Annotated in this window: 22 protein-coding genes; 10 read left to right on the forward strand and 12 right to left on the reverse strand. The window is 75.7% G+C overall.

Features of this window, described 5'->3' with window-relative positions; genetic code table 11:
• Positions 1 to 67: 67 nt before the first annotated feature.
• Complete coding sequence (locus WMF33_RS12210; RefSeq protein ID WP_437337293.1) at positions 68 to 859, reverse strand: hypothetical protein; 792 nt, start codon at positions 857 to 859, stop codon at positions 68 to 70.
• 202 nt (positions 860 to 1,061) lie between these two features.
• On the opposite strand from WMF33_RS12210, the gene WMF33_RS12215 reads away from it, so the two are divergent.
• Positions 1,062 to 1,451, forward strand: a complete 390-nt coding sequence (locus WMF33_RS12215) for a hypothetical protein (RefSeq protein WP_061621352.1) — start codon at positions 1,062 to 1,064, stop codon at positions 1,449 to 1,451.
• A gap of 96 nt (positions 1,452 to 1,547) precedes the next feature.
• Here the strand turns inward: WMF33_RS12215 and WMF33_RS12220 are convergent, their stop codons facing one another.
• The 4 genes from WMF33_RS12220 to WMF33_RS12235 all read right to left on the reverse strand — a co-directional run bounded on the left by WMF33_RS12220 (position 1,548) and on the right by WMF33_RS12235 (position 5,972).
• Positions 1,548 to 2,660 carry a tetratricopeptide repeat protein gene (locus tag WMF33_RS12220; RefSeq protein ID WP_437337294.1) on the reverse strand — a complete coding sequence of 371 codons (1,113 nt, stop codon included), beginning with the start codon at positions 2,658 to 2,660 and terminating at the stop codon, positions 1,548 to 1,550.
• Positions 2,657 to 3,748, reverse strand: a complete 1,092-nt coding sequence (ltaE, locus tag WMF33_RS12225; protein WP_437337295.1) for a low-specificity L-threonine aldolase — start codon at positions 3,746 to 3,748, stop codon at positions 2,657 to 2,659. The genes WMF33_RS12220 and ltaE overlap by 4 nt, the downstream gene beginning before the upstream one ends.
• Positions 3,749 to 3,813: 65 nt before the next feature.
• Positions 3,814 to 5,388 (reverse strand): GMC family oxidoreductase, encoded by a 1,575-nt coding sequence (locus WMF33_RS12230; RefSeq protein ID WP_061621451.1) that lies wholly within the window; start codon positions 5,386 to 5,388, stop codon positions 3,814 to 3,816.
• A complete protein-coding gene (locus WMF33_RS12235; RefSeq protein ID WP_437337296.1) occupies positions 5,385 to 5,972 on the reverse strand; it encodes a hypothetical protein in 588 nt (195 codons plus the stop codon). The genes WMF33_RS12230 and WMF33_RS12235 overlap by 4 nt, the downstream gene beginning before the upstream one ends.
• Positions 5,973 to 6,416: 444 nt before the next feature.
• Between WMF33_RS12235 and WMF33_RS12240 the strand changes: the two genes are divergently transcribed.
• The 8 genes from WMF33_RS12240 to WMF33_RS12275 all read left to right on the forward strand — a co-directional run bounded on the left by WMF33_RS12240 (position 6,417) and on the right by WMF33_RS12275 (position 13,780).
• Positions 6,417 to 8,072 carry a hypothetical protein gene (locus WMF33_RS12240; protein ID WP_437337297.1) on the forward strand — a complete coding sequence of 552 codons (1,656 nt, stop codon included), beginning with the start codon at positions 6,417 to 6,419 and terminating at the stop codon, positions 8,070 to 8,072.
• Positions 8,073 to 8,460: 388 nt separating this feature from the next.
• The gene (locus WMF33_RS12245; protein WP_061628103.1) at positions 8,461 to 9,009 is read left to right on the forward strand and encodes a Spy/CpxP family protein refolding chaperone; all 549 of its coding nucleotides are present in this window, start codon (positions 8,461 to 8,463) and stop codon (positions 9,007 to 9,009) included.
• Positions 9,010 to 9,026: 17 nt separating this feature from the next.
• Positions 9,027 to 9,257 carry a hypothetical protein gene (locus WMF33_RS12250; protein ID WP_044988081.1) on the forward strand — a complete coding sequence of 77 codons (231 nt, stop codon included), beginning with the start codon at positions 9,027 to 9,029 and terminating at the stop codon, positions 9,255 to 9,257.
• A 58-nt stretch (positions 9,258 to 9,315) separates the two neighbouring features.
• Positions 9,316 to 10,002, forward strand: coding sequence for a response regulator transcription factor (locus WMF33_RS12255; RefSeq protein WP_020734467.1), 687 nt, complete (start codon positions 9,316 to 9,318; stop codon positions 10,000 to 10,002).
• Entirely contained in the window at positions 10,002 to 11,366 is a 1,365-nt protein-coding gene (locus tag WMF33_RS12260; protein WP_061628099.1) for a HAMP domain-containing sensor histidine kinase, read from the forward strand. The genes WMF33_RS12255 and WMF33_RS12260 overlap by 1 nt, the downstream gene beginning before the upstream one ends.
• A 164-nt stretch (positions 11,367 to 11,530) precedes the next feature.
• Positions 11,531 to 11,905, forward strand: a complete 375-nt coding sequence (locus tag WMF33_RS12265; protein WP_061628100.1) for a response regulator — start codon at positions 11,531 to 11,533, stop codon at positions 11,903 to 11,905.
• A 98-nt stretch (positions 11,906 to 12,003) separates the two neighbouring features.
• A complete protein-coding gene (locus tag WMF33_RS12270; RefSeq protein WP_437337298.1) occupies positions 12,004 to 13,122 on the forward strand; it encodes a hypothetical protein in 1,119 nt (372 codons plus the stop codon).
• Between the two features lie 94 nt (positions 13,123 to 13,216).
• Entirely contained in the window at positions 13,217 to 13,780 is a 564-nt protein-coding gene (locus WMF33_RS12275; protein ID WP_437337299.1) for a hypothetical protein, read from the forward strand.
• Positions 13,781 to 13,801: 21 nt separating this feature from the next.
• On the opposite strand, the gene WMF33_RS12280 is transcribed toward WMF33_RS12275, so the two are convergent.
• The 6 genes from WMF33_RS12280 to WMF33_RS12305 all read right to left on the reverse strand — a co-directional run bounded on the left by WMF33_RS12280 (position 13,802) and on the right by WMF33_RS12305 (position 22,817).
• On the reverse strand, positions 13,802 to 14,806 hold the full coding sequence (locus WMF33_RS12280) for a PEGA domain-containing protein (protein ID WP_437337300.1): 1,005 nt from the start codon (positions 14,804 to 14,806) through the stop codon (positions 13,802 to 13,804).
• Positions 14,803 to 17,418 carry a Kelch repeat-containing protein gene (locus tag WMF33_RS12285; RefSeq protein ID WP_437337301.1) on the reverse strand — a complete coding sequence of 872 codons (2,616 nt, stop codon included), beginning with the start codon at positions 17,416 to 17,418 and terminating at the stop codon, positions 14,803 to 14,805. The genes WMF33_RS12280 and WMF33_RS12285 overlap by 4 nt, the downstream gene beginning before the upstream one ends.
• Before the next feature lie 13 nt (positions 17,419 to 17,431).
• Entirely contained in the window at positions 17,432 to 19,003 is a 1,572-nt protein-coding gene (locus tag WMF33_RS12290) for a serine/threonine-protein kinase (RefSeq protein WP_437337302.1), read from the reverse strand.
• A gap of 160 nt (positions 19,004 to 19,163) precedes the next feature.
• Positions 19,164 to 20,195, reverse strand: a complete 1,032-nt coding sequence (locus WMF33_RS12295; protein ID WP_437337303.1) for a diacylglycerol/lipid kinase family protein — start codon at positions 20,193 to 20,195, stop codon at positions 19,164 to 19,166.
• Positions 20,196 to 21,416 (reverse strand): hypothetical protein, encoded by a 1,221-nt coding sequence (locus WMF33_RS12300; protein ID WP_437337304.1) that lies wholly within the window; start codon positions 21,414 to 21,416, stop codon positions 20,196 to 20,198.
• 132 nt (positions 21,417 to 21,548) lie between these two features.
• On the reverse strand, positions 21,549 to 22,817 hold the full coding sequence (locus tag WMF33_RS12305; protein WP_437337305.1) for a hypothetical protein: 1,269 nt from the start codon (positions 22,815 to 22,817) through the stop codon (positions 21,549 to 21,551).
• A gap of 379 nt (positions 22,818 to 23,196) precedes the next feature.
• Between WMF33_RS12305 and WMF33_RS12310 the strand changes: the two genes are divergently transcribed.
• A complete protein-coding gene (locus WMF33_RS12310) occupies positions 23,197 to 24,612 on the forward strand; it encodes an MFS transporter (RefSeq protein ID WP_437337306.1) in 1,416 nt (471 codons plus the stop codon).
• A gap of 26 nt (positions 24,613 to 24,638) precedes the next feature.
• Here the strand turns inward: WMF33_RS12310 and WMF33_RS12315 are convergent, their stop codons facing one another.
• The gene (locus tag WMF33_RS12315; RefSeq protein WP_437337307.1) at positions 24,639 to 25,577 is read right to left on the reverse strand and encodes a hypothetical protein; all 939 of its coding nucleotides are present in this window, start codon (positions 25,575 to 25,577) and stop codon (positions 24,639 to 24,641) included.
• Positions 25,578 to 25,893: the final 316 nt, after the last annotated feature.

Raw genomic sequence — 25,893 nt, forward strand, 5'->3', positions numbered from 1 at the left:
GGGGACCGCGGAGCGACGGTCGAGTCAAGTGGACGGTGCGTTCTCTCGAGCGGGCAGGGGGAGCCGCTCAGCGCCGACCGAGCTCGGTCCGCACCTCGAGCAGGAGCTCGAAGCCCACGAACTGCGCGATGCCGGTGCCCCGCTCGTAGTTGGCCGTGTCCTTCCAGCCCGCGATCAGCACCGGCCGGTAGACGCAGCTGACGCCGAGCACCGCGCGGCGCGACACCTCCAGCTCGACGCCGACGCCGCCGAAGATGAGCGCGCCGCCCGTCTCGACGCCCCACTCGTTGCCGTAGACGACGCCGCCGATGCCGGCGGAAAAGTACGGCGCCGCTCGGTAGCCGATGTCCGGCATGTACCTCATCTCGGCGCGCAGCTGCTGGAAGATCCCGAGCCGGTAGAGGTTGCTCGAGTCCATCTTCGTGAACTGGTACGCGCCGCCAAAGTACCAGGGGCCCGGCGATCGGTAGCCGCCGCGGATCGCGAGCCCGCCGCCGCTGCCCAGGATGCACGAGTACAGCGGCCCCGATCTCGGGCAGACGGCGCCGGGGTCGAGGCTGATCTCCGCCACGAGGGCGACGCCGTACTGCGCGTACTCGACGTGCAGCGGCGGCGGCCGCGCGGCGAGCTCGACGCGCGGCTTGACGGGAGGAGGCGGTGGCCGCGCGGCGGCGTCGCTCGCCTGCGCGTCGCGCGCGGCCTCGCCTGTCCGGGCGTCGGCGCGAGCGTCGGGCGCGGCGGCGGGGAGGTCGCCCTCGGCCTTGCCCTCCGGCGGCGCGGCAGGCGCTGTCAAGGACAGCAGCGCGCTCGCCGCGAGGGTCGCGGCCGAGAGCGCGCCGGGCGGAGGTCGTAAACGCACGAGTTGTTTGAGATACGCGAGAGATCTGCCGCCGGCAACGCCCGTCCGCGCACGGGCGGCGGGGCCCGGGGGCGGCTGTCAGTCCCCCGCCGCGCCGCCAGGAAAAGAGCGGACGGGAGGGGGAGGCGAGCGGTCTCGTGAAGCTCGACTCCATACGCCGCTTGACGGCAGCTGCGAGGGTCGCCTAAACGAAGCCACCTTCATGGAGATTCACCTCGACAAGCGTGCCGTAAAGCAGATCCGCCTCTCTGCGGCGGATGCCGTTGAGGAAGGCGACACCGAGGCGCTGCGCGAGGACGTCCTCGAAGCGTTCTCGGAAGAGCAGGTCGAAGAGATCGAGCGTCGTCTGGACAGCGGTGACTTTTTTGAGTTCTTGACCGACGTGCTCGACGAGTGGGGGGGCGACGACGTAGACGAGCTCTTCGAGCTCCTCGAGACGCAGCTCGGCGACATCGGCATCGACCTGAAGTACGAGCCGCGCGAGGACGACGACGACCTCGACGAGGCTGAGGACGACGACCTCGGCGACGATGACGACGAGGAGGGCGACGACGACGCCGAGCTCGAGCCCGAGGACGACGAGGACGACTGACCGCGGGGCGGGCCGCCGAAAGGGCGGTCCATCGCCACGGCCGACCGCCGACACGGCCGGCCGCCGACACGGCGATGCGCCGTGCGGCGCCCCGCGTCAGCGGTCCTTTTCGCCGTCCTTTCCGCTGTCGAGCTCGCGCACGATGTAGTCCGCGCACGGGCGCTGCGGTGCCGGGAGCGACGGGCAGATCGCGTGCGCGCATCGCGCGTAGCGCGACTCCGGGAGCTCTCGGGTGATGAGCGCCGCGGTCGCGCACGCCTCCTGGGTCCGGCCGTCCTCGCGCCACAGCTTCGCCTCGGCCCAGAGCGCGTCGTCGCGCAGGATGGACGCGGGGTGGTTCGTGTAGAGCTTGCGCAGCTCGCGGCGGGCGGCCGCGCGATCGCCGAGCGCGTCGCGGTAGAGCCGCGCGATCTCCAGCTGCGCGTCGTCGAACCGCGCGCGGTCGTAGCTGCCGGTCGCGGCGGACTCGCGCGGCGCGAGCAGCTCCCTCAGGTAGCCGATGGCCTCCTCGGGGCGCCCGAGCGCGGCGGCGAGCTCCGCCGCGCGGAACAGCGCGTCGTCGGTCAGGCTGCCGGCCGGGTACGGGTGCGCGCGCGCGGCGGCGACGAGCGTACGCAGCGCGCCCTCGCGATCGCCGCTCTGCTCGAGGAGCAGCCCCGTGTTGTAGGCGACGTCCTGATCGAGCTCCGTCCCGCGGAACGCCGGGCCGTGCTGCCGCAGCCACGCGAGCGCGCCGCCCGCGCCGGCGCGCTCCTCCTCGCGTCGGAGGAGCCGCTTCAGCGCGTTGCGCGCGAGCCCGTGCGACGGGTTCCGCCGCGTCGCCGCGAGGAGCATCGCGTAGCCCGCGTCGGCGTCGCCGTGCTCGATCTCGAGGTCGGCGAGCTCGAACTCCGCGCGCACCGAACGCGGCCCGCGCGGCGAGTCGGCGAGCAGCCGCTCGTACGACGCGCGCGCCTCGGCCCAGGCCTCGGCGCGCTCGAACGAGCGCGCTTGCAGGAGGCGCGCCTCGTCGCGGTCCTTCACGCGCAGCGCGCGCGACGCGGCGCCGTCGAACGAGCGGGCCGCCTCGTGGTAGCGCCCCGCGTGGTAGGCGCGCTCGCCGGCGGCCATCGCGGCGACGTAGGCGTCGCCGCGCGCGGGCGCGCACGCGGGGCCGAGCAGCGCGGCGATCGCGAGGGCGAGCGCCGAGGCGGCGGCGCGGCGGCTCATGCGCGCGCGCCCTCGTGGCCGCGATCGCGCGGCGTCGAGAGCACCTCGTCGAGCGCCTCGGCGAGGGCGCGCGCCGCGGGCGCGACCTGCTCCGGCGCGACGTCGAGGTGGGTCACGGCGCGGACGGTGCTCTTGCCGGTCGCCCCGATCAGCACGCCGCGCCGCCGCGCGGCGTCGACGAGCCGCTCGGCCGGGATCCCGGGCGTGTCGACGTAGAGGATGTTCGTCTCGGGCTCCTCGATCGTCGCGGGCGGCGCGGTCGCGCCCGGCCGGGCGGCGCGGCGCGCGGCGTCGCGCATCGCCCGCGCGATGGCGCGCGCGGCCTCGTGGTCCTCGGCGATGCGGCCCTGGTGGTGCGCGAGCGCATACAGGGCGGCGGCGGCGAGCACGCCCGCCTGCCGCATGCCGCCGCCGAGCATCTTCCGGAAGCGCAGCGCGGCGCGGATCGCGTCGGCGCCGCCGCACAGCGCGGAGCCGACCGGGGCGCCGAGCCCCTTCGAGAAGCAGACGCTCACCGTGTCGAACGGCGCCGCGAGCTCGGCGACCGTCCGGCCCGAGGCGACCGCCGCGTTCCAGAGGCGCGCGCCGTCGAGGTGGAGCGCGAGGCCGTGCGCGCGCGCGACCTCCGCGATGGCGAGGACGTCGTCCTGCGGGAAGACGCGCCCGCCGGCCCGGTTGTGGGTGTTCTCGATCGCGACGACGCGCGTGCGCGGCTGGGTGTACTGCGGCGGCTTGATCGCGTCCTCGACGTCCGCCGCCGTGAACAGGCCGCCGCGCCCGGCGAAGGCGAACTGCACGCCGCTCCACGCGGCCCCGGCGCCGCTCTCGTAGAACGCGCAGTGCGCGCCCTCGCCCGCGATCACCTCGTCGCCGCGCTGCGTGTGGCAGAGCAGCGCGATCTGGTTGCCCATCGTCCCGCTGGGCACGAACAGCGCGGCCTCCTTGCCGGTGAGCTCCGCGGCGCGCTCCTCGAGCCTGCGCACGGTGGGGTCCTCCCGGTACACGTCGTCGCCGACCTCGGCCGCCGCCATCGCCGCGCGCATGGCCGCGGTCGGTCGGGTCACCGTGTCGGAGCGGAGATCGATCATCGCTTGCCTCCTGAAAACCTCGGCTGTCGGCCCGGCCGACATGCTAGCACCGCGCCCCCTCGCCCCTACGCGGGGCCCTCCGCCGCGAGCCGCGGGAACCGCTCGGCCATCCGCCACGCGATGCGCGTCGCCATCGCCATGATCGGCACCTGCGAGTTCACGCCGATGCTCGTGGGGAGGATGGAGCCGTCGGCCACGAAGAGCCCCGGCAGCTCGAAGCACTCGCCGCTCTGATCGACGATCCCGCGCCGCGGATCGTTCGCGACGCGCGCGCTCCCGAGCGGGTGGAACGCCATGCACTCGATGCGGCGCGCGTCGACGGGGGCGCGCTCGGCCGCGAGCGCGGCGTCCATCGACGTGATCGGCGGGGCGCCGATCATCGCGGTGTAGACCTCGCGCGCGCCGGCGGCGATCGCCATCTCGCTGAGGAGGGTGATCGAGCGGCGCAGCCGCGCGAGATCCCGCGGCGCCATCGCGTACGAGACGAGCGGCTCGCGGCCGAAGCCGGGGCGGACGCGGCCGCCGCCCTCGTCGTGGATCATGGCGCCGAAGACCGCGCAGCGCGGCAGCGCGCGGACCCGCCGCCGCAGCGCGGGCCCGACGCCCGGGAGCCCGGCCGCGAGCACGTTCACCGCCGAGTAGACGCCGACGAGCTTGATCCCCTCGGCGTCGAAGTGGTCGGAGTAGACGCTCTGGAGCGCGCCGTCCCAGCCGTTCAGCGCGTCGTCGAACCGCGCGACCACGCGCACCGCGGGGTGCAGCGTCACGTCGTTGCCGAGCGCGCCGCTCGCCTTGAACGCGCCCGCCGTGCGGAGGAGCAGCGGCGTGTGCAGCGTGCCGCACGCGGCGACCACCACCTTCGCGCGCACGCGGAAGCGGCGCGGCGGGGCGCCGGGCTCTCCGCCGAGCAGCGTCCCCTCGACGCCGGCCGCGCGCCCGCGCCGCACGGCGATCCGCTCGACGAGCGCGTCGGCGACGACGCGCGCGCCGCGCGCCGTGGCCGACGGCAGGTAGGCGACGTCGACCGAGCGCTTCGCCCCGGCGGGGCAGGTGAAGTTGCACCGGCCGTTCCCCTCGCACGCGTCGCCGGTGTTGCGGCGGAGCGGGCGCATCGGGATGCCCAGCCGCCGCGCCCCCTCGACGAACCGCGCCGTCGACGCGGAGCGCATCGCCTCCGGGACCTCGCGGACGTGGAGCCGCTCCTCGACGCTCTCGTACGCCGCCTCGAGCGCCCGCTCCGAGAGCTCGTCGAGGCCGAGGTCGCGCACCCACCGCGCGTGGACGCTGCCCGGGATGCGGAAGCAGACCCCGCCGGTCACCACCGACGAGCCGCCGACCGCGCGCCCGAGCGTGAGGGAGATGATCGGCGTCTCGCCCACGCCGAACGCCGTGACCATGCCGCCCTCGCGGAACAATCGCCGCAGCGACTCGCTGGGCTTCCAGCGCTGGTAGTCGTCGGGGCGGTAGTAGGGGCCCTCCTCGAGCACGATCACGCGGCGCCCCGCCTCGGCGAGCAGCGCCGCCACCACCGCGCCGCCGGCGCCCGAGCCGACCACGGCGACGTCGCACGCCTCGTCGAACCCCGCCGGCAGATCGCGCCCGCGGACGATCGGCTCGCCCGACGCGATGGCGCCGCTCACGCGTCGCCCCGGGCGGCGGGCGCCGCGCGCGGAGGCTCGCCCGCGTCGGCGCGGGGCGCGGCCGGAGCGCCCGCGGCCGGGCGGAGCGCGGGCAGGCGGCGGCGCGCCGCGGTGCTCTCGCGATCGAGGCCCGTCAGCGCGAGCTCCGCGCCCTCCTCGAAGGCGGGGATGCACATCGGCACCTTGAAGGCGACGAGCAGCATCGCGAGGAGCCCGGAGCGGCTCGACTCCAGCGCCTCGAGGTAGGCGAGCCGCCGGCCCAGCGGGAGCCGGCTCATCCGGCCGAAGGCGCCGATCACGAAGGGCGGCAGGAGCTCGAGGCAGGCGGCCAGCAGCGCGAAGCCGCGCCGGGTCTCGGGGCTGGCCTGCCCGAGCGAGAGATCCAGCGCCGCGACCGCGCGCTCGCACACCTCGGCGCCCGGCGGGGCGAGCTCGCCGCGCTCGTCCTCGTCGCAGAGCATCGCCTCCGCGGCGGACCACGCGACGCGGCGCGCCCAGGGCGAGAGCCCGCGCCCGGGGCGGTCCAGCCGATCGAGCCCACGCGCGGCGCGCTCGCGCGCCGCCTCTCCCGCGTTCTCCTGCATGGCCGCGAGAGCCTAAGCCCGGATCGACCCGGCGCCGAGGCCCAAGGCGGCGCGCGCCGCGGCCGGGTGATCCCGGGCGCTGGCCGCGGCCACGCGGAGGGGTCGCGTTCGAGGGTCGGCCGCCGCCCGCGGCGCTGCTCGTCGAGGCCGGCCGAGCGCGGCGAGGCGCCCGGCGCTCTCTCCTCGGCCCCGGCGCTTCCTCCTCGACGCCGACACGACGCACCGCGCGGTGGCGAGCCGCGGGCCGCGCTCGATCGGCGCGCCGCCGCCCCGCGTTCGCGCGTCGTTGCAGAACGACATCCTGGCGGTCCGCGGGGATGCGCGCCGCGCGCGTCGAGGCTCGGTTCCCGCCGGGCTTGCGCGCGCCACCGCCGCGCGCGCGGGCTGCCGGCGCGGATCCGGTTCTGGTATTCAGCGGAGCGGCCGGGGGAACACGGAGGAACGATGGCGGAGCGATCGCTGCAGCACCGGGATCCCGATAGCAAGGACGACGAGACGCTGAGGAGGGAAGCGCGCGTGCACCTCGCGAGCGAGCCTGCGCTGCAGCTCGTGGCGGAGCTGATCGCGCGGCTGCGCGAGCTCGATCTGCCGTGGTGGACGCCGGTCAAGCTGCGCGAGCGGTTCGGCGCGGTCGAGCGGATGAGCTGGTTCCGCGAGCGGAGCGACGTTCGCCAGCAGATCACGACCTCGCTCACGGGCCTCTCGCCGCGGGCCGCCCGCCGCAAGACGCCGGACTTCCAGGGCGCGCTCATCGACTCCGTCATCGACGAGGGCGACATCACCCCGCGCGCGTTCGAGGCCGCGTTCGATCCGCGCGATCTCGCCGTGTACGGCCCGGCCGGGGGCTACTGGCAGTTCTTCCGCGAGTCGATGCCGTGGGATCAGGACACGCCGCAGCACCAGGAGATCGTCGCCTGGCTGCTCAAGGCGCTGCTCGCGGACCGGAGCCCGTTCGAGGGCATCGGCAGGACGCCGATCCTCACGCCGTGGGACGTGCGCACGGCGATCGACGGCCGGCTGTGGCAGACCCGGATCCCGCTCGAGGTCCGCGTCGCCATCGACAACGCGCGGCTCAAGCAGGAGCGCGAGCGCCCGGGCGTGCCGTTCCACGCCGACGGCGAGCTCGCGATCGCCGGGCCGGACGTGATCGCCGCGAACATCCCGCCGCGCGAGATCCTCCCCGTGGTGCAGCTCGCGCAGAAGGCGATGCGCTTCGACGCGGCGCGCGCCGCCACGCCGAAGGCGGCGCCGGCCGAGGTGTCGTCGGTCCGCAGCGGCGCGCCCGCGCCGTCCGCCGCGCCGCCCGGCGGCGCGCCCGCGCCGGCCGTGCCGGCCGCCAGCGCTCCCGCGTCGGCCCCGGCGGCGTCCGCGCCGGTCTCGCCCGGCGGCGCGCCCGCGTCGAAGCCGGCGGCGTCCACGCCGGTGTCGCCGGCCGGCGCGCCCGGTTCGGCGCCCGCGGCGTCCGCCCCCGCGTCGTCCGGCAACGCGCCCGCCTCTTCGCCGGCGGCGCCAGCCTCGGTGTCGTCCGGCGGCGCGCCGGATCCCGGCAAGCCCGCCGCGGCCGCCGCTCCGGGTGGGGCCTCCTCCGGGGCGGCGAGCTCGCCGCCGGCAGGGCTCCCGCCCTCGGTGAGCAGCCCGCCGGCCGGCGCTCCTGCGGGCTCGAGGCCGGCCGGAGGCATCGCGCCGCCGAGCGCGATCGTGACGAGGCCGCCGTCGACCGGCGGCGCCGCGGCGGCGTCCGTCTCATCGCAGGTGGCCGAGCCGCCGCGCAGCAGGCTCCCGAGCGACCCCGGCGTCTCGTCGGCGCGCGCGTCGACGCCGCCCGCGCCGCCCGCGCCGCGCGCGTCGACGCCGCCCGCGCCGCCCGCGCCGCGCGCGTCGACGCCGCCCGCGCCGCGCGCGTCGACGCCGCCCGCGCCGAGCGCCTCGCCGGCCGGGGTCGAGTCGCTCGACGATCTCGAAGCGGAGGACGCCGACGAAGGCGACGGCGCGCCAGCCGACAGCGAGCGCACAAATCCGTGGGCGGTCTCGAGCGACGAGAAGGCCAAGGCCGAGGTGGACGACTTGGACGACCTCGGCGAGGTGGAGCCGGCGAGGTAGGGCCGCCCGAGGGCGCGAGGCCGCACGGGCCGCGCGCCGCACGGCATCGCCTCCGCGCGGCGCCTCACCGCCGCGCGGCGCCTCACCGCAGCGCGGCGCCTCACCGCAGCGCGCCGCGCCGTATCGCCCAGCACAGATCGCCGCGCCGCGCGCGGCCTCCTTCATCTTTCTTCACGAGCGCGCCTGCACATCCTTCACACGCCCTGCGCAGCTTCGTCGTGGCTCGGGGCCGCGCGTCTGCGGCTCCAGCCTCGCAGCCCGGGGCCGCGCGAGCGCGGCTCCGGCCGACTGCGACCGGGGCCGCGCGCGCGTCCGGACGAGCCGGGCGCCGCGCGGACATGCCCCGTGCACGGATCGACAGCGGAGACGCTCACGGAGGGTGCTCATCATGTTGGGATTCATCGTTGGAACGGCCTGCCTGATCGGCCTGATCATGACCCTGAAGCGCGCCGGCCGGTACGATTGCGGCGGGCACTGGGGCGCGGGGCCGCGCCCCTTCGGCCGGCGCGGCTTCGGCGGCTTCGGCTTCCGCCGTCGCTTCTTCCTGTCGTTCCTCTTCGACCGGCTCGGCACCACGCCGTCGCAGGAGAAGGCCATCGTCGCGGCCGTCGACGAGCTCCGCGCCGCCGCGGACGCGCACCGGAGCGAGATCCGCAGCACGCGCGCGGACGTCGCGGCCGCCATGCGGAGCCCGAGCTTCGACGAGACGCGCCTCGGCGAGCTCTTCGCGCGGCACGACACCGCCATCGAGTCGCTGCGCAAGGCCGCGGTCGGCGCGCTCGGCAAGGTCCACGCCGTGCTCGAGGACCGCCAGCGCGAGCAGCTCGCGGACCTCATCGAGATCGGGCCGGCCGCGTTCCGCGATCTGTGGTCCGGCAGGGCCGGTCGGCGCGGCCACCGCGCCGATCCCTACAGGACGCACGGCGAGTGGGCGTGAAGGAGGCAACGAAGACCATGATGCGACGCCAGATCACGATCACGCTGCTCGTCCTCGGCACCGTCTTCGGTTACGCCTCCGGCTTCTCGGCGCTGCGCTGCCGGGCCGAGGCCCGCCGCGACGCCTTCCAGCGCCACGTCGCGTCCCTCTGCGTGGACGCCGCGCGGGAGGCCGAGCGCTCCTCGTGGCGGAGCGCCGCGCCCGCGCGCCCCGCGGCGCCGGAGACCGACACCGCCCCCGGCCGCTGAGCTATACACGACAGAGGCGGCCGCCGCGCGCTGCCGCCCCTTCCCTTCGGGTCCCTCCATGGCGCTGCGGCTCCTGCTCATCGACGACGACTCCAGGCTCCACGCCCTGCTCGCGAGCTACCTCGAGCAGAACGGCTTTACGGTCACGGTCGCGTGCGACGGCGCGCGAGGCCTCGCGGCGCTCGCCGCGGGCACCTTCGACGCCGTCCTGCTCGACGTGATGATGCCCGGCATGGACGGCATCGAGGTCGTGCGCCGCATCCGGCAGAAGAGCTCGATGCCGATCCTCATGCTCACCGCCCGCGGCGACGAGGCCGATCGCGTGGTCGGCCTCGAGATCGGCGCCGACGACTACATCGCCAAGCCGTTCAGCCCGCGCGAGCTGCTCGCGCGCCTCCGCGCCGTGCTCCGGCGCGCCACGCCCGACGCCGCCGGCGAGCGGATCGTGGCCGGGGACATCGCCATCGACGTGCCCGGCCGCGTGGTCACCGTCGCGGGCAAGCCCGCGGAGCTCACCGGCATCGAGTTCGACATCCTCGTCGCCCTCGCGCGGCGCGCCGGCCGCGTCGTCGCCCGCGAGGCGCTCCTCGAGGAGGCCGGCCGCGGCGACGTCAACGTCGGCGGGCGGACCGTCGACGTGCACATCTCGCACCTGCGGCAGAAGCTCGCCGACGACCCGAGGTCGCCGAAGCTCATCAAGACCGTGCGCGGGGTCGGCTACGTGCTCGCCAAGGACCGCGCGTGATGCGCTGCCGCTCGTGGCTGTTCGAGAACGGGCGGAAGGTCTCGATCAACCGCTTCCTCAGCGCCCGGCTGCACCGCCGGATCTTCATGTGGTTCGGCGCGACCATCCTGATCACCGCGTTCGCGGCGATCGCGACGGTCGGCGCCATCGACCGCGTCGGCAACTCCGGCTGGCGGCACGAGCACGCCCGCGCCCAGTCCTTCGTGGGCCTCCAGTTCCAGCGGGTCTGGGGCGATCCCGTGGCCCGCGACGCCCTCGCCCGCGTGATCGCGGAGGAGTTCGACACGGACCTGGACCTCCTCGACGCGAAGGGGCGGCGGCTCGCGCGGTACGGCCAGCCCTGCCGGGTGCAGCCCCTGGTCGCGCCGGTCCCCGGCGACGGCGGCTCGCTCGGCACCGTGCTCCTCTGCCCCGGGCGCGGCCGGTCCGGCGCGTCCCTCCGCCTCGCCCTGCCGCTGTTCGCCGTGGCCGCCGTCCTGTGGGCGGCCTCGGGCCTCATCTCGCGCCGCCTCGCGCGCCCGCTCGTCGACCTGGCCCACGTCGTCCACGAGATCGGCGCCGGCAAGCTGTCGAGCCGGGTCCGGCTCGACCGCCACGGCCACGGCGAGGTCGGCGTGGTCGCCGAGGCGGTCAACGACATGGCCGCGCGCATCGAGCGCCAGATCGCCGACCAGCGAGAGCTCCTCGCCGCGGTGTCGCACGAGCTCCGCACGCCGCTCGCCCGGATCCGCCTGCTCACCGAGATTGCCCGCGGGGACGGCGGGGCCGGCGCGCCCGTGCTCGACGACCTCGATCGCGAGGTCATGGAGATCGACGCGCTCGTCGGCGACCTCCTGGCGAGCTCGCGCATCGACTTCGCCGCGCTCACCCTGACGCGCCTCGACCCGGCCGAGGCCGCGATCCGCGCGCTGGAGCGCGCCGGGCTCGACCCGACGCTGCTGGAGGTCGCCGAGGGGACGCCGGCGTTCGAGGCGGACGCGACGCTGCTGGCGCGCGCGCTCGCCAACCTGCTCGAGAACGCGCGCGCGCACGCGGGCGGGGCCGAGCGGCTGCGCGTCCGCCCCGGCGGTCCGAGCCGCGTCGTCTTCGAGGTCGAGGATCGCGGGCCCGGGTTCGCGGACGGGGAGGAGACGCGCATCTTCGAGCCGTTCTTCCGGCGCGAGCGGGCGCAGGGCGGGGAGAGCGGCGCCGAGCGCGGCTCGCTCGGCCTGGGCCTCGCGCTGTGCAAGCGCATCGCCGAGGCGCACGGGGGTCGCGCGTTCGCCGAGCGCCGCGGGGGCGGCGGGGCGCGCGTGGGCATCGAGCTCGCGCTGCGCCCGCCGGCGAGCGCCGCGCGCCTCCGCGATCGCCCTCGCCGCGCTTAGCGTTCGCTCCTGGAAGGATGGCCACCGCGCGGAGTGGGGCCGGCCGCCCAGCGGACGCCGGGGGGGCGCCCCGAGGCGACCACCCCGGCGCGAGCGGACGGGGTGGGCGCGTTCCCGCTTGACCCCGCGACGGCGCCGGTGCGAGGCTCCGTGAGCTCGCGACCATGCGTATCCTTCTCTGTGAAGATCAGGACGCGATCCGGCGCATGATCGAGGCGCTGGTCGGCGCGAGCGGCCATGAGGTCATCGGCGTCGGCACCGGCCCCGAGGCGGTGGAGCGCGCCCTGACCGAGCCCTTCGATGTTCTCCTGCTCGATCTGATGCTCCCCGGCAGCATGGACGGCTTCGAGGTCTGCGCGCGCCTCCGCGCGGACCCGGCGACGGCCAGCCTGCCGATCGTCGTGATCAGCGCCCTCGACGACCGCGAGGCGCGCGCCCGCGCCGAGGCGCTCGGCGCGACCGCCTACTACGCGAAGCCGTTCCGGCCCCTCGAGCTCCTGGAGCTCATCGGCGGGCTCAAGGCCGCGCGGCGGGCCTGACCGCCGCCGCGGCTCCCCGGCTGGCGCAAGAGCGCGCTGGAACGCGGCGCGGGTTTTGGCTACACCCCGCCGTCATGCACACTCGGTGGCGCGGGGTTATGGCTTCGATGCTCGCGGCGGTCGCCCTCTCGGGGCTCGCGGGCTGCGACGGGGACAAGAGCAAGGCGCAGTCCGCCGCCGACGCGGGCGCGCTCGACGCCGGCCCGGCGCTCCCGGTCGTCGGCGGCAAGCTCGGCGCGGAGCTCGCGGCGGCGGCGTCGGGCGGCCCCGAGAGCCGGCCGGCGCCGGGCGGCGCGAAGGACGGCCCGCCGGAGAACGGCGTGTTCTCGGCGCAGGCGGCGGCCGCCGCGCTCCCGAAGGACATGCCCTACAAGATCGAGGTCATCGACGCCGGCAGCGAGCCGCGCGCCCAGCTCGCCGCGAAGGTCGATCCGAAATCCGAGCAGAAGGTCGCCATGACGCTCGGGCTGCGCATGGGCGGGCCGCAGGGGTTGCCGAACCTCGAGCTCGGCCTGAGCATCAAGGCCGACAAGCCGGCGGACAAGCCCAAGGAGGGCGCGCCCGCGCCCGCGGCGCCGACGACCGTGACCGCGAAGATCACGTCGGCGACGCTCGCGTCCATGTCCATCGGCGGCCCGCCGAAGGAGCTCGCCGACGCGCTGGCGAAGCTGAAGGGGAGCGCCCTGCGCTACGATCTCTCGCCGGCGAACGCGGTCAGCAACCAAAAGCCCGAGCTCGCCAAGGACGCCGACCCCGGGCTCCAGCCGCTGCTCGCCGCCCTCGGGGAGGCCATCGCGCTCCTCACGCCGCCGCTGCCGGACAAGCCCGTCGGCGCGGGGGCCTACTGGATGGTCACCGACCGCGCCGTGGTGTCGGGCGCGCAGCTGCCGGTGCTGCGCTACCGCGTCTTCAAGATCGAGAAGGTGGAGGGGGATGTCGTCTCGCTCAGCGTGGACACGCGCCAGTACGCGGAGGGCGCCGACCTCAAGCTGCCGGGCCCGAACGGCGACGTCACGCTGACCATCGACCGGCTCGACTCCGCCGGCAAGGGCACGCTCACCTGGTCGCCGTCGAGCTACGCGCCGGGCACGGCCGACGCCTCGCAGCGGCTCCAGGCGCTGCTCGTGCCCCCCGGCGCCAGCGGCCAGCAGGCCGCCCAGCGCAGTGTCGCCCAGGTCGAGCTCACGGCGAAGATCGCGCCGCCCGCGGCGCAGTAGCCGCCCGCCGCGCGGGCGCGCCGCCGCGCCGGGCCTGGAGAGCTTGGCGACCGCGCCGCGCCCCGGAGCGGCGCAGGGGGCGTTGGCTAATCCCGTGCATGAACGCCCATGCGGGGAGGCGTGGCGGCTGTCCGACCCGGCTGGCAAAGGCGGGCGAGCAGACTGCGCCACGACGGGCGGCATGAGCTACGGGGGCGGGCGGAACATGCACGGGTGCAGCCTCGAGACCTACCTCGAGGAGCCGGGGCTCACCGAGGGACAGCGGCGGCGGCTGCGGCTGTTCCAGACGGTGGAGGACGCCGTGAGCGATCGCGTGGAGCAGCTGTGCACGTGCAGCGAGCTCGAGGTGACCGACGCGGCGATCCTGGTCGTGTCCCCGGCGGCGCGCCGGCTGCTCTTCCGCAGCGCCGCGGCCGGCGGCGCGGACCCGCCGGCCGCGAGCGTCATCCTCGGCCACCGGGCGCGGCTCCACGCGTTCCTGCACGCCGCGCTGCCGCCCACGGACGAGGCGCCGTTCGACCCCTACGCCGACCTGCTCGCGCCCTCCCCGCCCCAGTGCGTCCGCGTGCTCATCCTCGACGACGACTCGCTCACGGTGCTGAACTACGGCGCGTTCGTGGTGGTGAGCCTCGACCGCGGTGAGATGCCGACGGCGTAGCGACCGGCCCCCGCGGGCCGATCAGAAGCGCACGGTGAGGCGGAGCGGGCCGACGGCGGCGCGCGGCGAGGCCTGCTTCCGCGGGGCGCCGGCGGGGCCGCGGTCGAGGACCAGCACGAGCACGCCGGCGCCCGCCGCGAGGAGGCCGGCGCCCGCGACGATGTCGCCGGCGAGCGCCTGGGCCCGCGCGGCGTCGGCCGCGTCCCCGTCCCGCGTCGGCGCGTCCGACGCGCTCGCGACGCCGAGCAGGCCGATCGCCACGCCGGCCGCGACCGTGGTCAGGCCGCCGGCGAGCAGCACGATCGGCACGACGCGGACCGTCGCTGCGTCGGGCGCGGCGCCGTGCGCCGCGCCGCCCGGCAGCGCCTCCGCCGAAAACGCCCGCGGCCCGGCGGAGGCGCCCGGGGTGGACGCGCCCGGCGCGGGGGCGTCGCGCTCCAGGGTCAGCATGACGACGACGCGGCTCCCCGGCGCCGCGGCGACGCTCCGCCGCGCCTCGCGGTAGCCCGGCGCGCTCACGGTGACCACGTGGTTCCCCGGGTTGACCGGCCGAGGGCGATCGAGCGCCGCCGCGGGCACCTCGACGCCGTCGATCTTCACCACCACGCCCGCGACGCCGTCCGGCGAGAGCCTCAGATCGAGCCCGGCGACGTGGCGCTCGAGCTCCTGCACCGCCTGCCGCGCGAGCTTCTCGTACTCCTTCGTCGCCGGCGCGGACGGCTCGACGAGGAACGCGCGGAAGCTCTCCAGCGCCTCGACGAGCTGGCCGGTCTGCTGCTGCGCCACCCCGAGGCTGTAGAGCGTGATCGGCGCGCGCTTGATCGCGAGCGAGCGCTCGTACCGCTCCCGCGCCTCCTCCCAGCGGCCCTGCTTGGCGAACTCGGAGCCCTCGATGAAGATCTCGCGCGCGACCGCGACGTCGGCCGCGCTCTGCGCCGCGGCGGGCGCGGGCGCCGCGAGGAGCCCCGCCGCGGCGATGAAGAGCGCGAGGGGGCCGGCGAGGGCCCGCGTCCGCCGCGGCGTCACGGCCTGAACCGCTCCCCGTCGGCGAGCAGCGAGAACCCGTCGAACCCGGACCACAGGATGAGCTCGGTCCCCGTCCAGACCCCCACGCCGTAGCTGTGCTGCTTGTTCGCCACCGCCACGCTCGCGCCCCACCCTGCCGCGGGATCGTACAGCTTCCCGTCCTTCCTGGGCATCGAATCGCTCCGCCCGCCCGCGATGAGCGCGCGCGTGCCGGTCCACGCGGTCCAGCCCGTGCGCCGCTCGCTGCGGCTGCGCCGCGAGGGGGCGTCCTTGTCGTCGACCGCGGCCCACGCGCCGGCCGCCGGGTCGTAGATCGCGCCGTCGTCGAGGTCGCGATCGCCCTTGTCCACGCCGCCCCAGACGAGCAGCCGGCCTCCCATCCAGACCGCGAACGCGTCCGCCCGCGGGCTCGGCGCGCCCGCGCTGGGCAGCGCCCGCCACGCGTCCGTCGTGGGGTTGTAGGCGTACCCGTCGCCCGTGGTCGAGTCGCCGGCGCGCCCGCCGAACAGGTAGAGCTCCGCGCCCGACCACGCCCACGCGACGCCGTCGCGCGCCGGAGCCGCGCCCACGCTGGAGACGGGCGACCATGCGTCGGCGACCGGATCGTAGAGCGCGCCGCCGCCCACCGGCGCGCCGCCCGCGGCGCCGCCCCAGATCAGGAGGCGCGTGCCGGTCCACACGGCGATCGGCGACCGCCGCGCCGTGGGGGCGTTCGTGGTGCTCATCGCGCGCCAGGTCCGCGTCGCCGGGTCGTAGGCGGCGCCGGTGGCCAGGCCCGCCGTGCTCCCGAACGCGCCGCCGCCCCACACGAGCACCCGGGAGCCCGTCCACGCCGCGCCGGCGAGCACGCGGGCCGAGGGGGCGCCCTCGATGCCTAGCGGCGACCACGCGTCGCGCGCCGGATCGTAGAGCGCCCCGTCGTTCACGTCCCTGTTCGCCGTGCGGCCGCCCCACACGAAGAGCGCGTCCCCGATCCAGGCCGCCGCGGCCATCTGCCGCGGCATGGGCGCGCCGGCCGCCGCCATGACGACCCGCGGGGGCGTGCACTCGCCGTCGCGGCACTCGCGGCCGCTCAGGCAGGCGTTGCCGCACGCGCCGCAGTGCTCGACCGAGCTCAGGCTGACGCACGCCCCGTCGCACGCCACGAGGCCGGAGCCGCAGGGCGGGATGCACGCCCCGCCGGAGCAGATCTCGTCGCCGCTGCAGTCGGCGCTGGTGCAGCACTGGCGGCACGCGACGAGGCTGCAGCACTGCTCTCCGGCGGCGCAGCCCGTGCTCCGGCACGCCGTGCCGCCGGCTTCGCACACGTCGGTGGTGCAGCCGTCGCCGTCCGAGCAGTCCGCGTCCGAGCAGCAGGCGCGGCAGTCTGCGCCGCAGTCGTGCGGCGTGAACCCGCCGCACGCGCACACGCCGGCGACGCACGCGGCGCCCGGCTTGCAGGCGTTGCCGCACGCGCCGCAGTGCTGCGTGCTCCGGGCGAGATCGGACTCGCAGCCCGGCGCGCTCGGGTCGCAGTCGGCGAAGTCCGCGTCGCAGGCCAGCGCGCCGGCCTCGCAGTGCTGGTGAGGCCCCGCGACCACGCCGCACGCGCCGCAGTGGCGCGGGCTGGTCTGCGTGTCGACGCACGAGAGGCCGCACGCGGTGAGGCCCGGGGCGCAGGTGACCACGCACGCCGTGCCGTCGCAGCGCGGCGTGTCCGCCGGGCACTGCACGCCGCAGGCGCCGCAGGTCGCCGGGTCGGTGACGATCGACTCGCAGCCGGGCAGGCCGTCGCAGTCGAGGAGCCCGTTGGTGCAGGCGCAGCCGCCGATCAGGTCGCAGGCCATGCCGTCCGAGCAGGCGTCGCCGCACGCCCTGCAGCTCTCGGTCGTGCCGAGCGAGGCCTCGCAGCCGTCGTCGGGCGTCGTGTTGCAGTCGGCGTACCCCGCCTGGCACCCGCACACGCCCGCCTGGCACTCCATGTTCGGCCCGCAGGTGACGCCGCAGGCGCCGCAGTGCGCGGGGTTCGACGAGCCGTCGGTCTCGCACCCCGTGTCGGAGAGGCCGTCGCAGTCGAGGAGCGGCGGCGCGCAGGCGCACTCCCCCTCGTCGCAGATCGCGCCCGAGGGGCAGCGGAGGGAGCAGCCGCCGCAGCGCTCGGGATCGCTCGTGAGATCGACCTCGCAGCCGTTCGTGACGATGTTCCCGTCGCAGTTGTCGAAGCCGAAGACGCACTCGGACGAGCAGTGGCCGCCCACGCAGAGCGTGTTCGGGCACGCCGCGCCGCAGGCGCCGCAGTTCGACGGATCGTTCAGCACGCTCGTGCACTCGCCGTCGCAGCACGACTCGCCGGCGCCGCAGGCGTTGCCGCAGGCGCCGCAGTGCCCTGGGTCCTGGCTCAGGTCGACGCACGCCCCGCCGCAGCACGCGTCCGCCGGGCAGTCCGGCGCGCAGCCGCCGGTCGACGTGCTGCCGGGCGCGCCGGCGCCGCCCTCGGACGGCTTGTCGGAGAGGGCGCTGTCCGCGAGCAGCGAGCAGGCGCCGGTGAGCACGGCGAGGGCGAGCAGCAGCGGCCATCGCGCGCCGAGCGTGGGCTCGCGATGTCGCGCTCCGCGAGCGGGCCTCACGTTCATCGGCATCGCGGCTTCAGAAGTTCGGCCGAGCCGGGACCGGCAGGGCGGCGGAAGGGGTCTTCGAGGTCGTCCGCGGGGCGGCGCTCCGCCGGGCGCCCGCGTTCCGGGGCGACGCCGAGGGGCCGGCGCCGCCGTCCGTCGGCTCGCGGCGCGGCTCGCCGGCGGCCGCCGGCGCTCCGGCCGAGCGCGCCGGCGCGGGGTGGGCCAGGTTCCCGGCGTCTTGCCCGGCCGTCGTCGGCGCGGCGGCGGCGGCGGGCGAGGGCAGATCGCGCGGCGCGGCGGACGTCGCGGCCGGGGGCGGGTCGGCGCCGCCGTCGCGCGCGGTCACGCCGCGCAGGGTGAACAGCGCGAGGCCGATGGCGACGACGGCGGCGACCGCCGCCAGCGCGACGATGGCGGAGCGCCGCCGACCCGAGGGCGGCAGCGCGATCTCCTCGCGCTCCTCGCGCGCGATCGTCTCCACGTCCGGGCCGCTGCGCGGCGGGCGCGCGGCCGGCCGCTCCGAGAGGCGCCGCTGGCCGCCGTCGCTCAGCCAGTGCACGGCGAGCGACGTCCCGGTCACGTCCTCCTCGACCCCGTTCTCGGTGGCCCACCGCGCGAGCGCCACGCCCATGTCGCGCATGGTCCGCCACCGCCCGGCGCGCTCCTTCGCGAGCCCGCGCTCGATGATGCTCCACAGCGCCGCGTCGCCGACGCCGAGCTCGGTGAGCGGCACCGGATCCTTCACGAGGATGGCGGCCACGAGGTCGTGGTAGTTGCCGCCGAGGAACGGCCGCTGCCCCGTGAGCGTCTCGTAGAGCACCACCGAGAACGCCCAGACGTCGGTCTGCCCGTCGACGTCGGTGATGCCGCGGGCCTGCTCGGGCGACATGTAGTCGGGGCTGCCGAGCACCGTGCCCGCCTTGGTCACGTCGCCGCCCGCGGTCTCGCTCCACACCTTGGCGATGCCGAAGTCGACGATCTTGGGGATGACGTCGCCGCGATCGTTCTTCACGAGGAAGATGTTCTCTGGCTTGAGGTCGCGGTGGACGATCCTGCGGTCGTGCGCCGCGGCGAGGGCGCTCGCGATCGGCAGCAGGATGCGGAGCGCGGCCGCGGGCGAGAAGCGCTTCCGGCGCTCGATCGCCTCGACCAGCTGCTCGCCGCGGAGGACCTCCATCACGATGTACGGATCGCGGTGATCGGACTCCCCGAAGTCGAGCACCCGGACGATCGAGGGATGATCGATGCGCGCCGCGGCGCGCGCCTCCTGCTGGAGGCGCAGCGTCGCCTCGGTCGAGGTGACCTCGCGCCGGATGAACTTGAGCGCGACGTCGATGTTCAGCACGTCGTTGTGGGCCAGCCACACCATCCCCATGCCGCCTTCGCCGAGGACGTAGCGCAGCCGGTACTTGCCGCCGATCACGTCGCCCTCGCGGTAGATGCGCCGCGTCGACCGCGCCGGGCCGGGCGACGGCGCGCCGACCTGCCGGAGCGACGACAGGAGCGATGGATCGAGCGACTCCGGATCGAGCAGCTCCGGGTCGCCCGCGTCGGGGGCGCTGCCGCGCGGGAAGGCCGCGGACGACGACGAGGGGCGGCTCACGCCATCAGCCCGCAGCGTCGATCCCGTCGAGGGTGCGGGCGCGGAGGTTGAGCGCGGCGACATGGAGCGAGGGTATTCTAACTTTGCCGGTCTCCTACAGCCATGGTCTCGCGCGGTCGTTGCGCGCGCGGCGAGCGCGCGCTCGCCGCACGGCGCTCGATCAACGCGCGCGGCGCGCGCGCTCGCCGTGGGCGCCGCGGGCATACACCTCGTGCGATGTGCGCCGACTGGCGACAGGTCGATGCCCGGTCTTGTGCTCCACGAGGATTTTTACCCGCGGGCCGATGCGCACCGTGAGCGGGCCGACGTGCTCGTGCACGTCCCCATCGCACACGTAGCGGACCACACCGGAGCGCGCCTCGAGCACCGCGCGCTGCGCGATCTTCTCGAAGGTGTGCGCCTCTCCCATCGGCTGCGCTCGCCAGATGTCGCGCAGCTTCCGCACGAAGCCGAGGGCGGAGGTGTGGATGCCCAGCATGTGGAAGCTCTCGGGGCGCTCGTCGTAGCGGTGGAACGGGCGGAACCCGAGGCCGATCTGGTCGACGGTGCCGGCGGCGACGGCGAGGTAGTCGCGGTCCGGGAAGGCCGAGCCGTCATCGAAGTGGACGCGGCCCTCCCAGCGCGCGGCGACCTGGGTGTCGGTCTTGAGGAGCACGGCGGCGCTCGCGCGGGCGAGGACCTTCGCGGCCCAGATCGCGTTCCGCTCCTCGCTGCGATTGTACTCGGCGATGAACCCGTGGACGCAGCCGGTGCCGAAGATGAAGCCGTAGTGGGCGCCGATTTGCATCACGTGGCGCTCGACCCAGCGCAGCGGGTGCCGGCCGCGGTCGGTGTAGCGGGCGATGAGCCCGGCGAGCAGGCCGTCGGGGCGCCCGCGGGGCACGCCGACGGCGTTGGCCACGGTGTTCATCGTCCCGCCGCGCAGGAACGCGATCGGCGGCAGCGGCTCGTCCTCGTAGACGTCGAGGAAGCCGGTGATGGTGACGTGGTTCGTGCCGTCGCCCCCGGAGATGCCGAGCACGTCGATGGAGAGCTTCCTGAAGTCCTCCGCGATCCGGGCGAGGTCCTCGCGGGTGCGCGCGGTGCGGACGACGCCGTGGTCGCCGAGCGCGCGCGCGAGCCGGACGGCCGCGCGGGGATCGCTCAGGTTCTGGCGCGAGCGGGGGTTGATGATGACGCCGATGCCGCCCATCTAGCGCCGCCCTTGCGGCGTCTTCCACCGCGGCTTGAGGTGGACCCGCATGACGTCCGCCATCAGGCCGAGGTGGGCGCAGTGGTCGGGCTTGTCGTCGCCGGTGTACCCGCGGAGGTGGAAGTCGCCGCGGTCGAAGCGCCGGATCATGTCGAGGCCGAGCACGTCGCGGCGCGAGGAGCCGCGCGGCTTGCCCCGCAGCTGCTGCACGATGAAGCTCGCCGTCTCCGCGGTCGACGCGTAGCCGGGCGGCAGGATGGAGGAGTGGCTCATGAACATGAACGCCTCGCCCGCCGCGGCGCGCCGCGCGAACGCGATGAACGGCTCGATCTGCGCGACCTTGAGCTTGCGCTGGTGCTCGTCGGCGTACCCGGCGTGCAGCGAGTCGAGCAGCACGAGCGCGTCGACCCGCTTGCCGGCGGGCTGGCGCAGGATCTGCTCGATGGCGCCGTAGCCCGCGCTCCAGGCCGACAGGCCGAGCTTCCGGATGTAGACCTTCTTCTTGCCGGTCTTCTTCGCCACCGCGCGCTCGATGCTGTCGAGCAGGTTCTCGAAGACGTAGGGCGCCGAGAACGCGCTCGAGTACGCGCCCGAGCCGATGCCGAGGTCGATGCCGACGAGGACGGCGCCGTCGGCCGTCTTCACGAACTCCTTCCGGAGCGCCTCGTGGCCGTGGAAGTGGATGATGACGTCGAAGCCGCCGCGCTTCGTGACCCCGCCCTTGTGGGGCATGATCATCTGCCCGATCGAGGGCGCGCGGGACCACCGGTCGTAGACGCCCCAGCCCGGATCGGGCGTCATGCAGGGGTTGATGTCGCCGCGGCGCTTCTTCGAGGGGGTGGCGCGGCTGCTGGTCGCTCCCGGCCGGTCGCGCCGCGCCGGGCTGCGATCGGCGCGCGGGCCGGATTCCGGGGCTGCGCCGCCCCCGCCGGAGGGCGGCGCGCCGGCGCCGTCCGCCGCGGGCGCGCCGTCCTGGGGCGCGCCGTCCTGGGGCGCGCCGTCCTGGGGCGCGCCGTCGTCCTGTGCGGCGCCGTCTTCCTGGGCCGCACCGGCCGGCGGGGCGGTCTGCGCGGCCGGCGGAGGCTCCGGGGGCGCGCCGGCGTTCGCGGCGGCCGGGTCCTGCGCCGCTGCAGGGGGCGCGGCGAGCCACCAGGTGGCGGCGAGCAGCGAGAGGAGCGCCCATCGCCCGGGGGGCCGGCGGGCCTGCAGAGGAGTTTTCATGTCGGGTGGGCCTCCATTCCATGGAACCGCGTGCGGATCGAGCGATCGGTGCAGCGGCGCCGCCGCGGCGCCGTCCGCCGCGACGGCGCGCGGGCGTCCGGCGGCGGGCGGGGCGCCCTGCTCGGGCGAGCGTCACCCCGGCGGCGGCTTCCCCTGGGGGAAGGCCGCGCCGGCGTCGGCGGCGGCGAGGATGCGCTCCTCGGCCTGCGAGGCGAGCTTCTCGACCGCCGCGGCGGCGTCGGCGGGGGGCAGCGAGCGGAGGAACTGGATGAACTCCGGCTCGAGGCCGGGCTTCACGCCGCTCAGGACGAGCACGATCGGGATGGCGGGCTTCTCGACCTCGGCGAGCTCGGTGGCGCGGGCGCGCCAGCGGCTCGCCCCGAGGGCGAGGCGGAAGGCCCACTGCCCGCCGAGGCCGATGAGGAGGCCGGCCATGACGCCCGCGACGAAGAGGTCGGCGTCCTTCGGCGCGAGGAGCGCGGCGGAGAGCCCGCCGATGGCCGCGCCGATGACGATGCCGGGCTCGCCGCTGTTGTGCGCGGCGGCGGTCTTCAGGATCTCGGCGGCCTGCATGCCCGGGCGCCCGCTGCGGACGGCGTCGCGCAGCGGCAGCAGCGTCGCGAGGCGGCGCATCGAGGCGGCGCGCACGCCGAGGTAGCTGATGAGCAGGGCGCAGACGGTCAGCCCCACGCCGACGCTCACCGCCACGCGCCGGGAGAAGACGCCCTGGGGGAGCGGCTCGCGGACCATCGCGGTGAGCGCGCGCTCCCGGTCGCGCTCGGCGTTCGCCTTGTAGGCGGCCTCGGCGTCCTTCGTGGCCTGCGCGACCTTGTCGGCGGGGATGTCGGCGAGGAGCGAGAGCAGCTGCTTCGCCGCCTCGAACTGCTCGGCCTCGGCGGTGCCCGGCGGCGTGATCGCGGCCGCCTTGACGATGGCGTCCCAGGCGGGGATCGCGCTCACGCGCGCCCCGAGGAGCGCCTCGGTCGCCTCGCGGCAGCCGGCGAGGGTCTTGACCTGCTTGTAGAGCGGCTGGGCGGACGCCCACGCGCCCTGCTTGTCCGGCTCCTTGGGCTTCGGCAGCGGCGTGTTGCGCGGCGCGCGCGTCTTCGTGACCGGCGGCGGCGCCGGGGGCTCCTCGCCCGGGGCGGGCATGCGCGCGGATTTCGCGGCCTTCTTGAACAGGTCGATCTCGACGATGAGCTTCTCGCCGGCGAGGGCGCACGCGCGCGCGGGGGCGATGCGGGCCTCGGACTCCTCGGCCTGCCGCCGCGCGGCCGGGTCGGGGACGAGCCTGCCCTCCACGGTCACGAGGCGGAGGACCGCCACGGCGATGCACAGGACGAGGATGGCCGAGGCGATGAAGGTGGCGCGGACCTCCTCGCGCCGGGTGTACTCGTTCACGCTCGCTCCCTCGGAAGTACCGGAGATGGGCAGGTCGGCGCGAGGGCCGTGCGCGCCGGGGCGGCCGCGCGGCCGTCCGGACGCGCCGCGCCACGATCGGCGTGTCGGCCGTCCGGACGCGCGGCGCCACGATCGGCGTCGCGGCCGTTACGGCAGGGGGACACCGAGGGAGCGCGAGCCCGTCGCATGCAGTTCACCGTTAAACCAGATGCCGGACCGATACCACAGCGTCGCTCGCAATGGAGTCCGCTGCTTCCCTCGCGCCGGCGTCGGCGCGGTTCCGCGCGGTCGCGCACGGTTCGGCGCGGTGGTCTGCGCCCCCGAGCGCCCTGGAACTTGCTCCGCCCCGGGGCGCTTCGTGTAAGGGTGCGGAGAAGGCGTGGAGGCTGCCGTCACATCCCACAAGTCCGTCGAGACCGCTGCCCCGGCGCGCGCCGCGCTGTCCGATCAGGGCGCGGAGGCCGCGAGGCGCGGCGCCCCCGCAGTGACGTCCGGCGTGGCGGCGGCATCCGGCGCGGCGGTGACGTCCGGCGCGGCGGCGGCGTCCGGCGCGGCGGTGACGTCCGGCGCGGCGGCGGAGCGAGCGGCGAGCCGGGGTCTGTGGATCTCGTCGACCTACTTCGCCGAGGGCTTGCCCTACGCGATCGCGCACAAGGTGGCGGGGGAGTTCTTCACGGCGGCGGGGGCGAGCCTCCAGATCATCGGCCTCGTGTCGCTCTACGGGCTCCCGTGGAACCTCAAGTTCCTCTGGAGCCCGCTGGTCGACCTCCACGGCAGCGCGCGGCGCTGGCTCGTGGGGGCCGAGATCGCGCTCGCGGTGATCCTCCTCGGCCTCGCCGCGACGGCGGAGAGCGGCGCGCTCGGGCTCGTCGCGGCGCTGTTCGGGCTGGTCGCCGTCGCGGCGGCGACGCACGACATCGCGGTCGACGGCTTCTATCTGCAGGCGCTCGACAAGGACGCCCAGGCGGCGTTCTCGGGGCTGCGGGTCGGGGCGTACCGGCTGGCGCTGCTCGCGGGCGCGCTCCTGGTCGCGTTCGCGGGCTGGGCGTCCTTCGGCGCGTCGTTCGCCGTGGCGGCGGCCGCGCTCGCGCTGCTGGCGGGCGCGCACGCGATGGGGTTGCCGCGCCCCGCGGTAGCGCCCGCGCCCGGCGCCACGGCGCCCGGAGCGGCGACGGCGCCCGGGGCGGCGCCGGGAGCCGCCGGGCTGCGGCGGTACGTCGAGCCGTTCCGTGCGTTCCTGCGCCAGCCCCGGATCGCGTCGAGCCTCGCGTTCATCCTCTGCTACCGGGCGGGGGACGCGCTCATGTTCGCGATGTCGTCGCCGCTGCTGAAGGACCTCGGCCTCGACACGGCGGCGCGCGGCAACGTGGCCGGCGTCGGCACGGTCGCCTCGATCGCCGGCTCGACCCTCGGCGGTGTGCTCATCAAGCGGTGGGGGCTCGCGCGCACGATCTTCCCCATCGCGCTCCTGCAGAGCCTGGCGATCCTGCTTTATGTGGCGCTCGCGGGGCTCAGGCCGGCGCTCCCGTGGATCGTCGCGCTCGTCACGCTCGAGCAGCTCGCCGCCGGGATCGGCACGGCGGTGCTCGTGGTGTTCCTGATGCGGCGCTGCGTGGACGGGTACAAGTCGTCGCACTTCGCGATCGGGTCGGCGCTGATGTCGGTCTCGGCGACGTTCGCCGGCAGCGTGAGCGGCTACCTCGCCGCCGGCGTGGGGTTCACGGCGTTCTTCGCGATCGCCTTCGCGGCGTCGATCCCGGGGGTCGTCCTGTCGCGCTGGGTGCCGCGGGAGTAGCTGCCACCGGTCGCGGAGGCGCCCGCTCACTCCGCGTCGGGGCCGAGCAACCAGGCCAGCAGGGCCTCGGTGTCCAGCTCGAACACGGCGGCAGCCGCCTGGGGATCGCCCAGCGTGCTCGCCCTGTTGGCCACGGCGGCTTGCTCCACGGCGCTCAGCTCGCGGCGAAGCCGGCGCGCGAGCACGCCCCGCAGCAGCTCCTCAATGCCCTGCTTGCGTCCCTTCTCGATGCCCTTCTCGATGCCCTGCTCGAACACCTCCCGCAGGGTTTCGCTCGCCAGGATCGACTGCTGATCCAGCTCCTGTACTCGCATCCTGATCTCCTTGTGCCAAGTGTGCCCCCAGGGGGCCAGCTCCGCCAACACCTGCATCACGGCATACAGCTCCGCGCGCTGCTCATCGCGAGGCTCGCGGCGGCGGATCTCCTCGACCACCTGCCGGATCGAGCCCTCCGTGGCGTCGACGGCGAGGGGCGTGAAGATGAGCCAGAACACGCCCGGTCGCGCCATCAGCTCGGCCACCTTGCGCTGGTAGACAGCCTCGATGCGGAAGCGCTGTCCGCAGAAGCGCTCGCTCTCGGGCCAGTTCGTGCGGAACTGCCCCTCGAGCGGCCACGGAGCCGCGCGCCCGCTGAGGAGGACGGCCACGCTCTCCACCGGGGGAATGGCGCGGTCGCCCCGGCCCGGGTCGACCGCGGCCCGGAGCGAGAGCACGAGCAGGACCGCGTACTCGAACATGCGGAGCGCGAGGTCATTGCCCGGCGCGACGATGAACTCCAGCTGCACCAGGCGCCGCTGACCGCCGCCGCGAAGCTCGAGGACCCGGTCGATCCTGCGCTCCAGCGCGGTCAGCTGCGTCTCGATCCACGAGACCGAGTCGACCGCAAATGCGAGCGTCAGACCCCGAGCGAGCTCGTCGCCGCAGCGCAGCGCGATGTGCCGCAAAGCGATGTCGTACTGACCCATTCCACCGATCTCCACCCGGGCGCACGCAGCGAGAGCGGCCGCTGCGCCCGGCTGTCCCAGCGCTCCACCTCGACCCTCGACCGGCCCTGTGCCGTCCGAGGTGCTCTCGTTGTGGATTTCCGGGCAGGAGGTGCGGACGATCTGGAAATGAGATGAGAGGCCACGAGCGAGGCCGCCGCGCCCTGCGTCACCCTCAGGACACGCCACCCGGCCATCAGGACACGCCACCCGGCCATCAGGACACGCCACCCGGCCATCAGGACACGCCACCCGGCCATCAGGACACGCCACCCGGCCATCAGGACACGCCACCCGG

Origin of the sequence: Sorangium sp. So ce394, assembly GCF_051474665.1 — a bacterium.
Classification (GTDB): Bacteria; Myxococcota_A; Polyangia; order Polyangiales; family Polyangiaceae; genus Sorangium; species Sorangium cellulosum_D.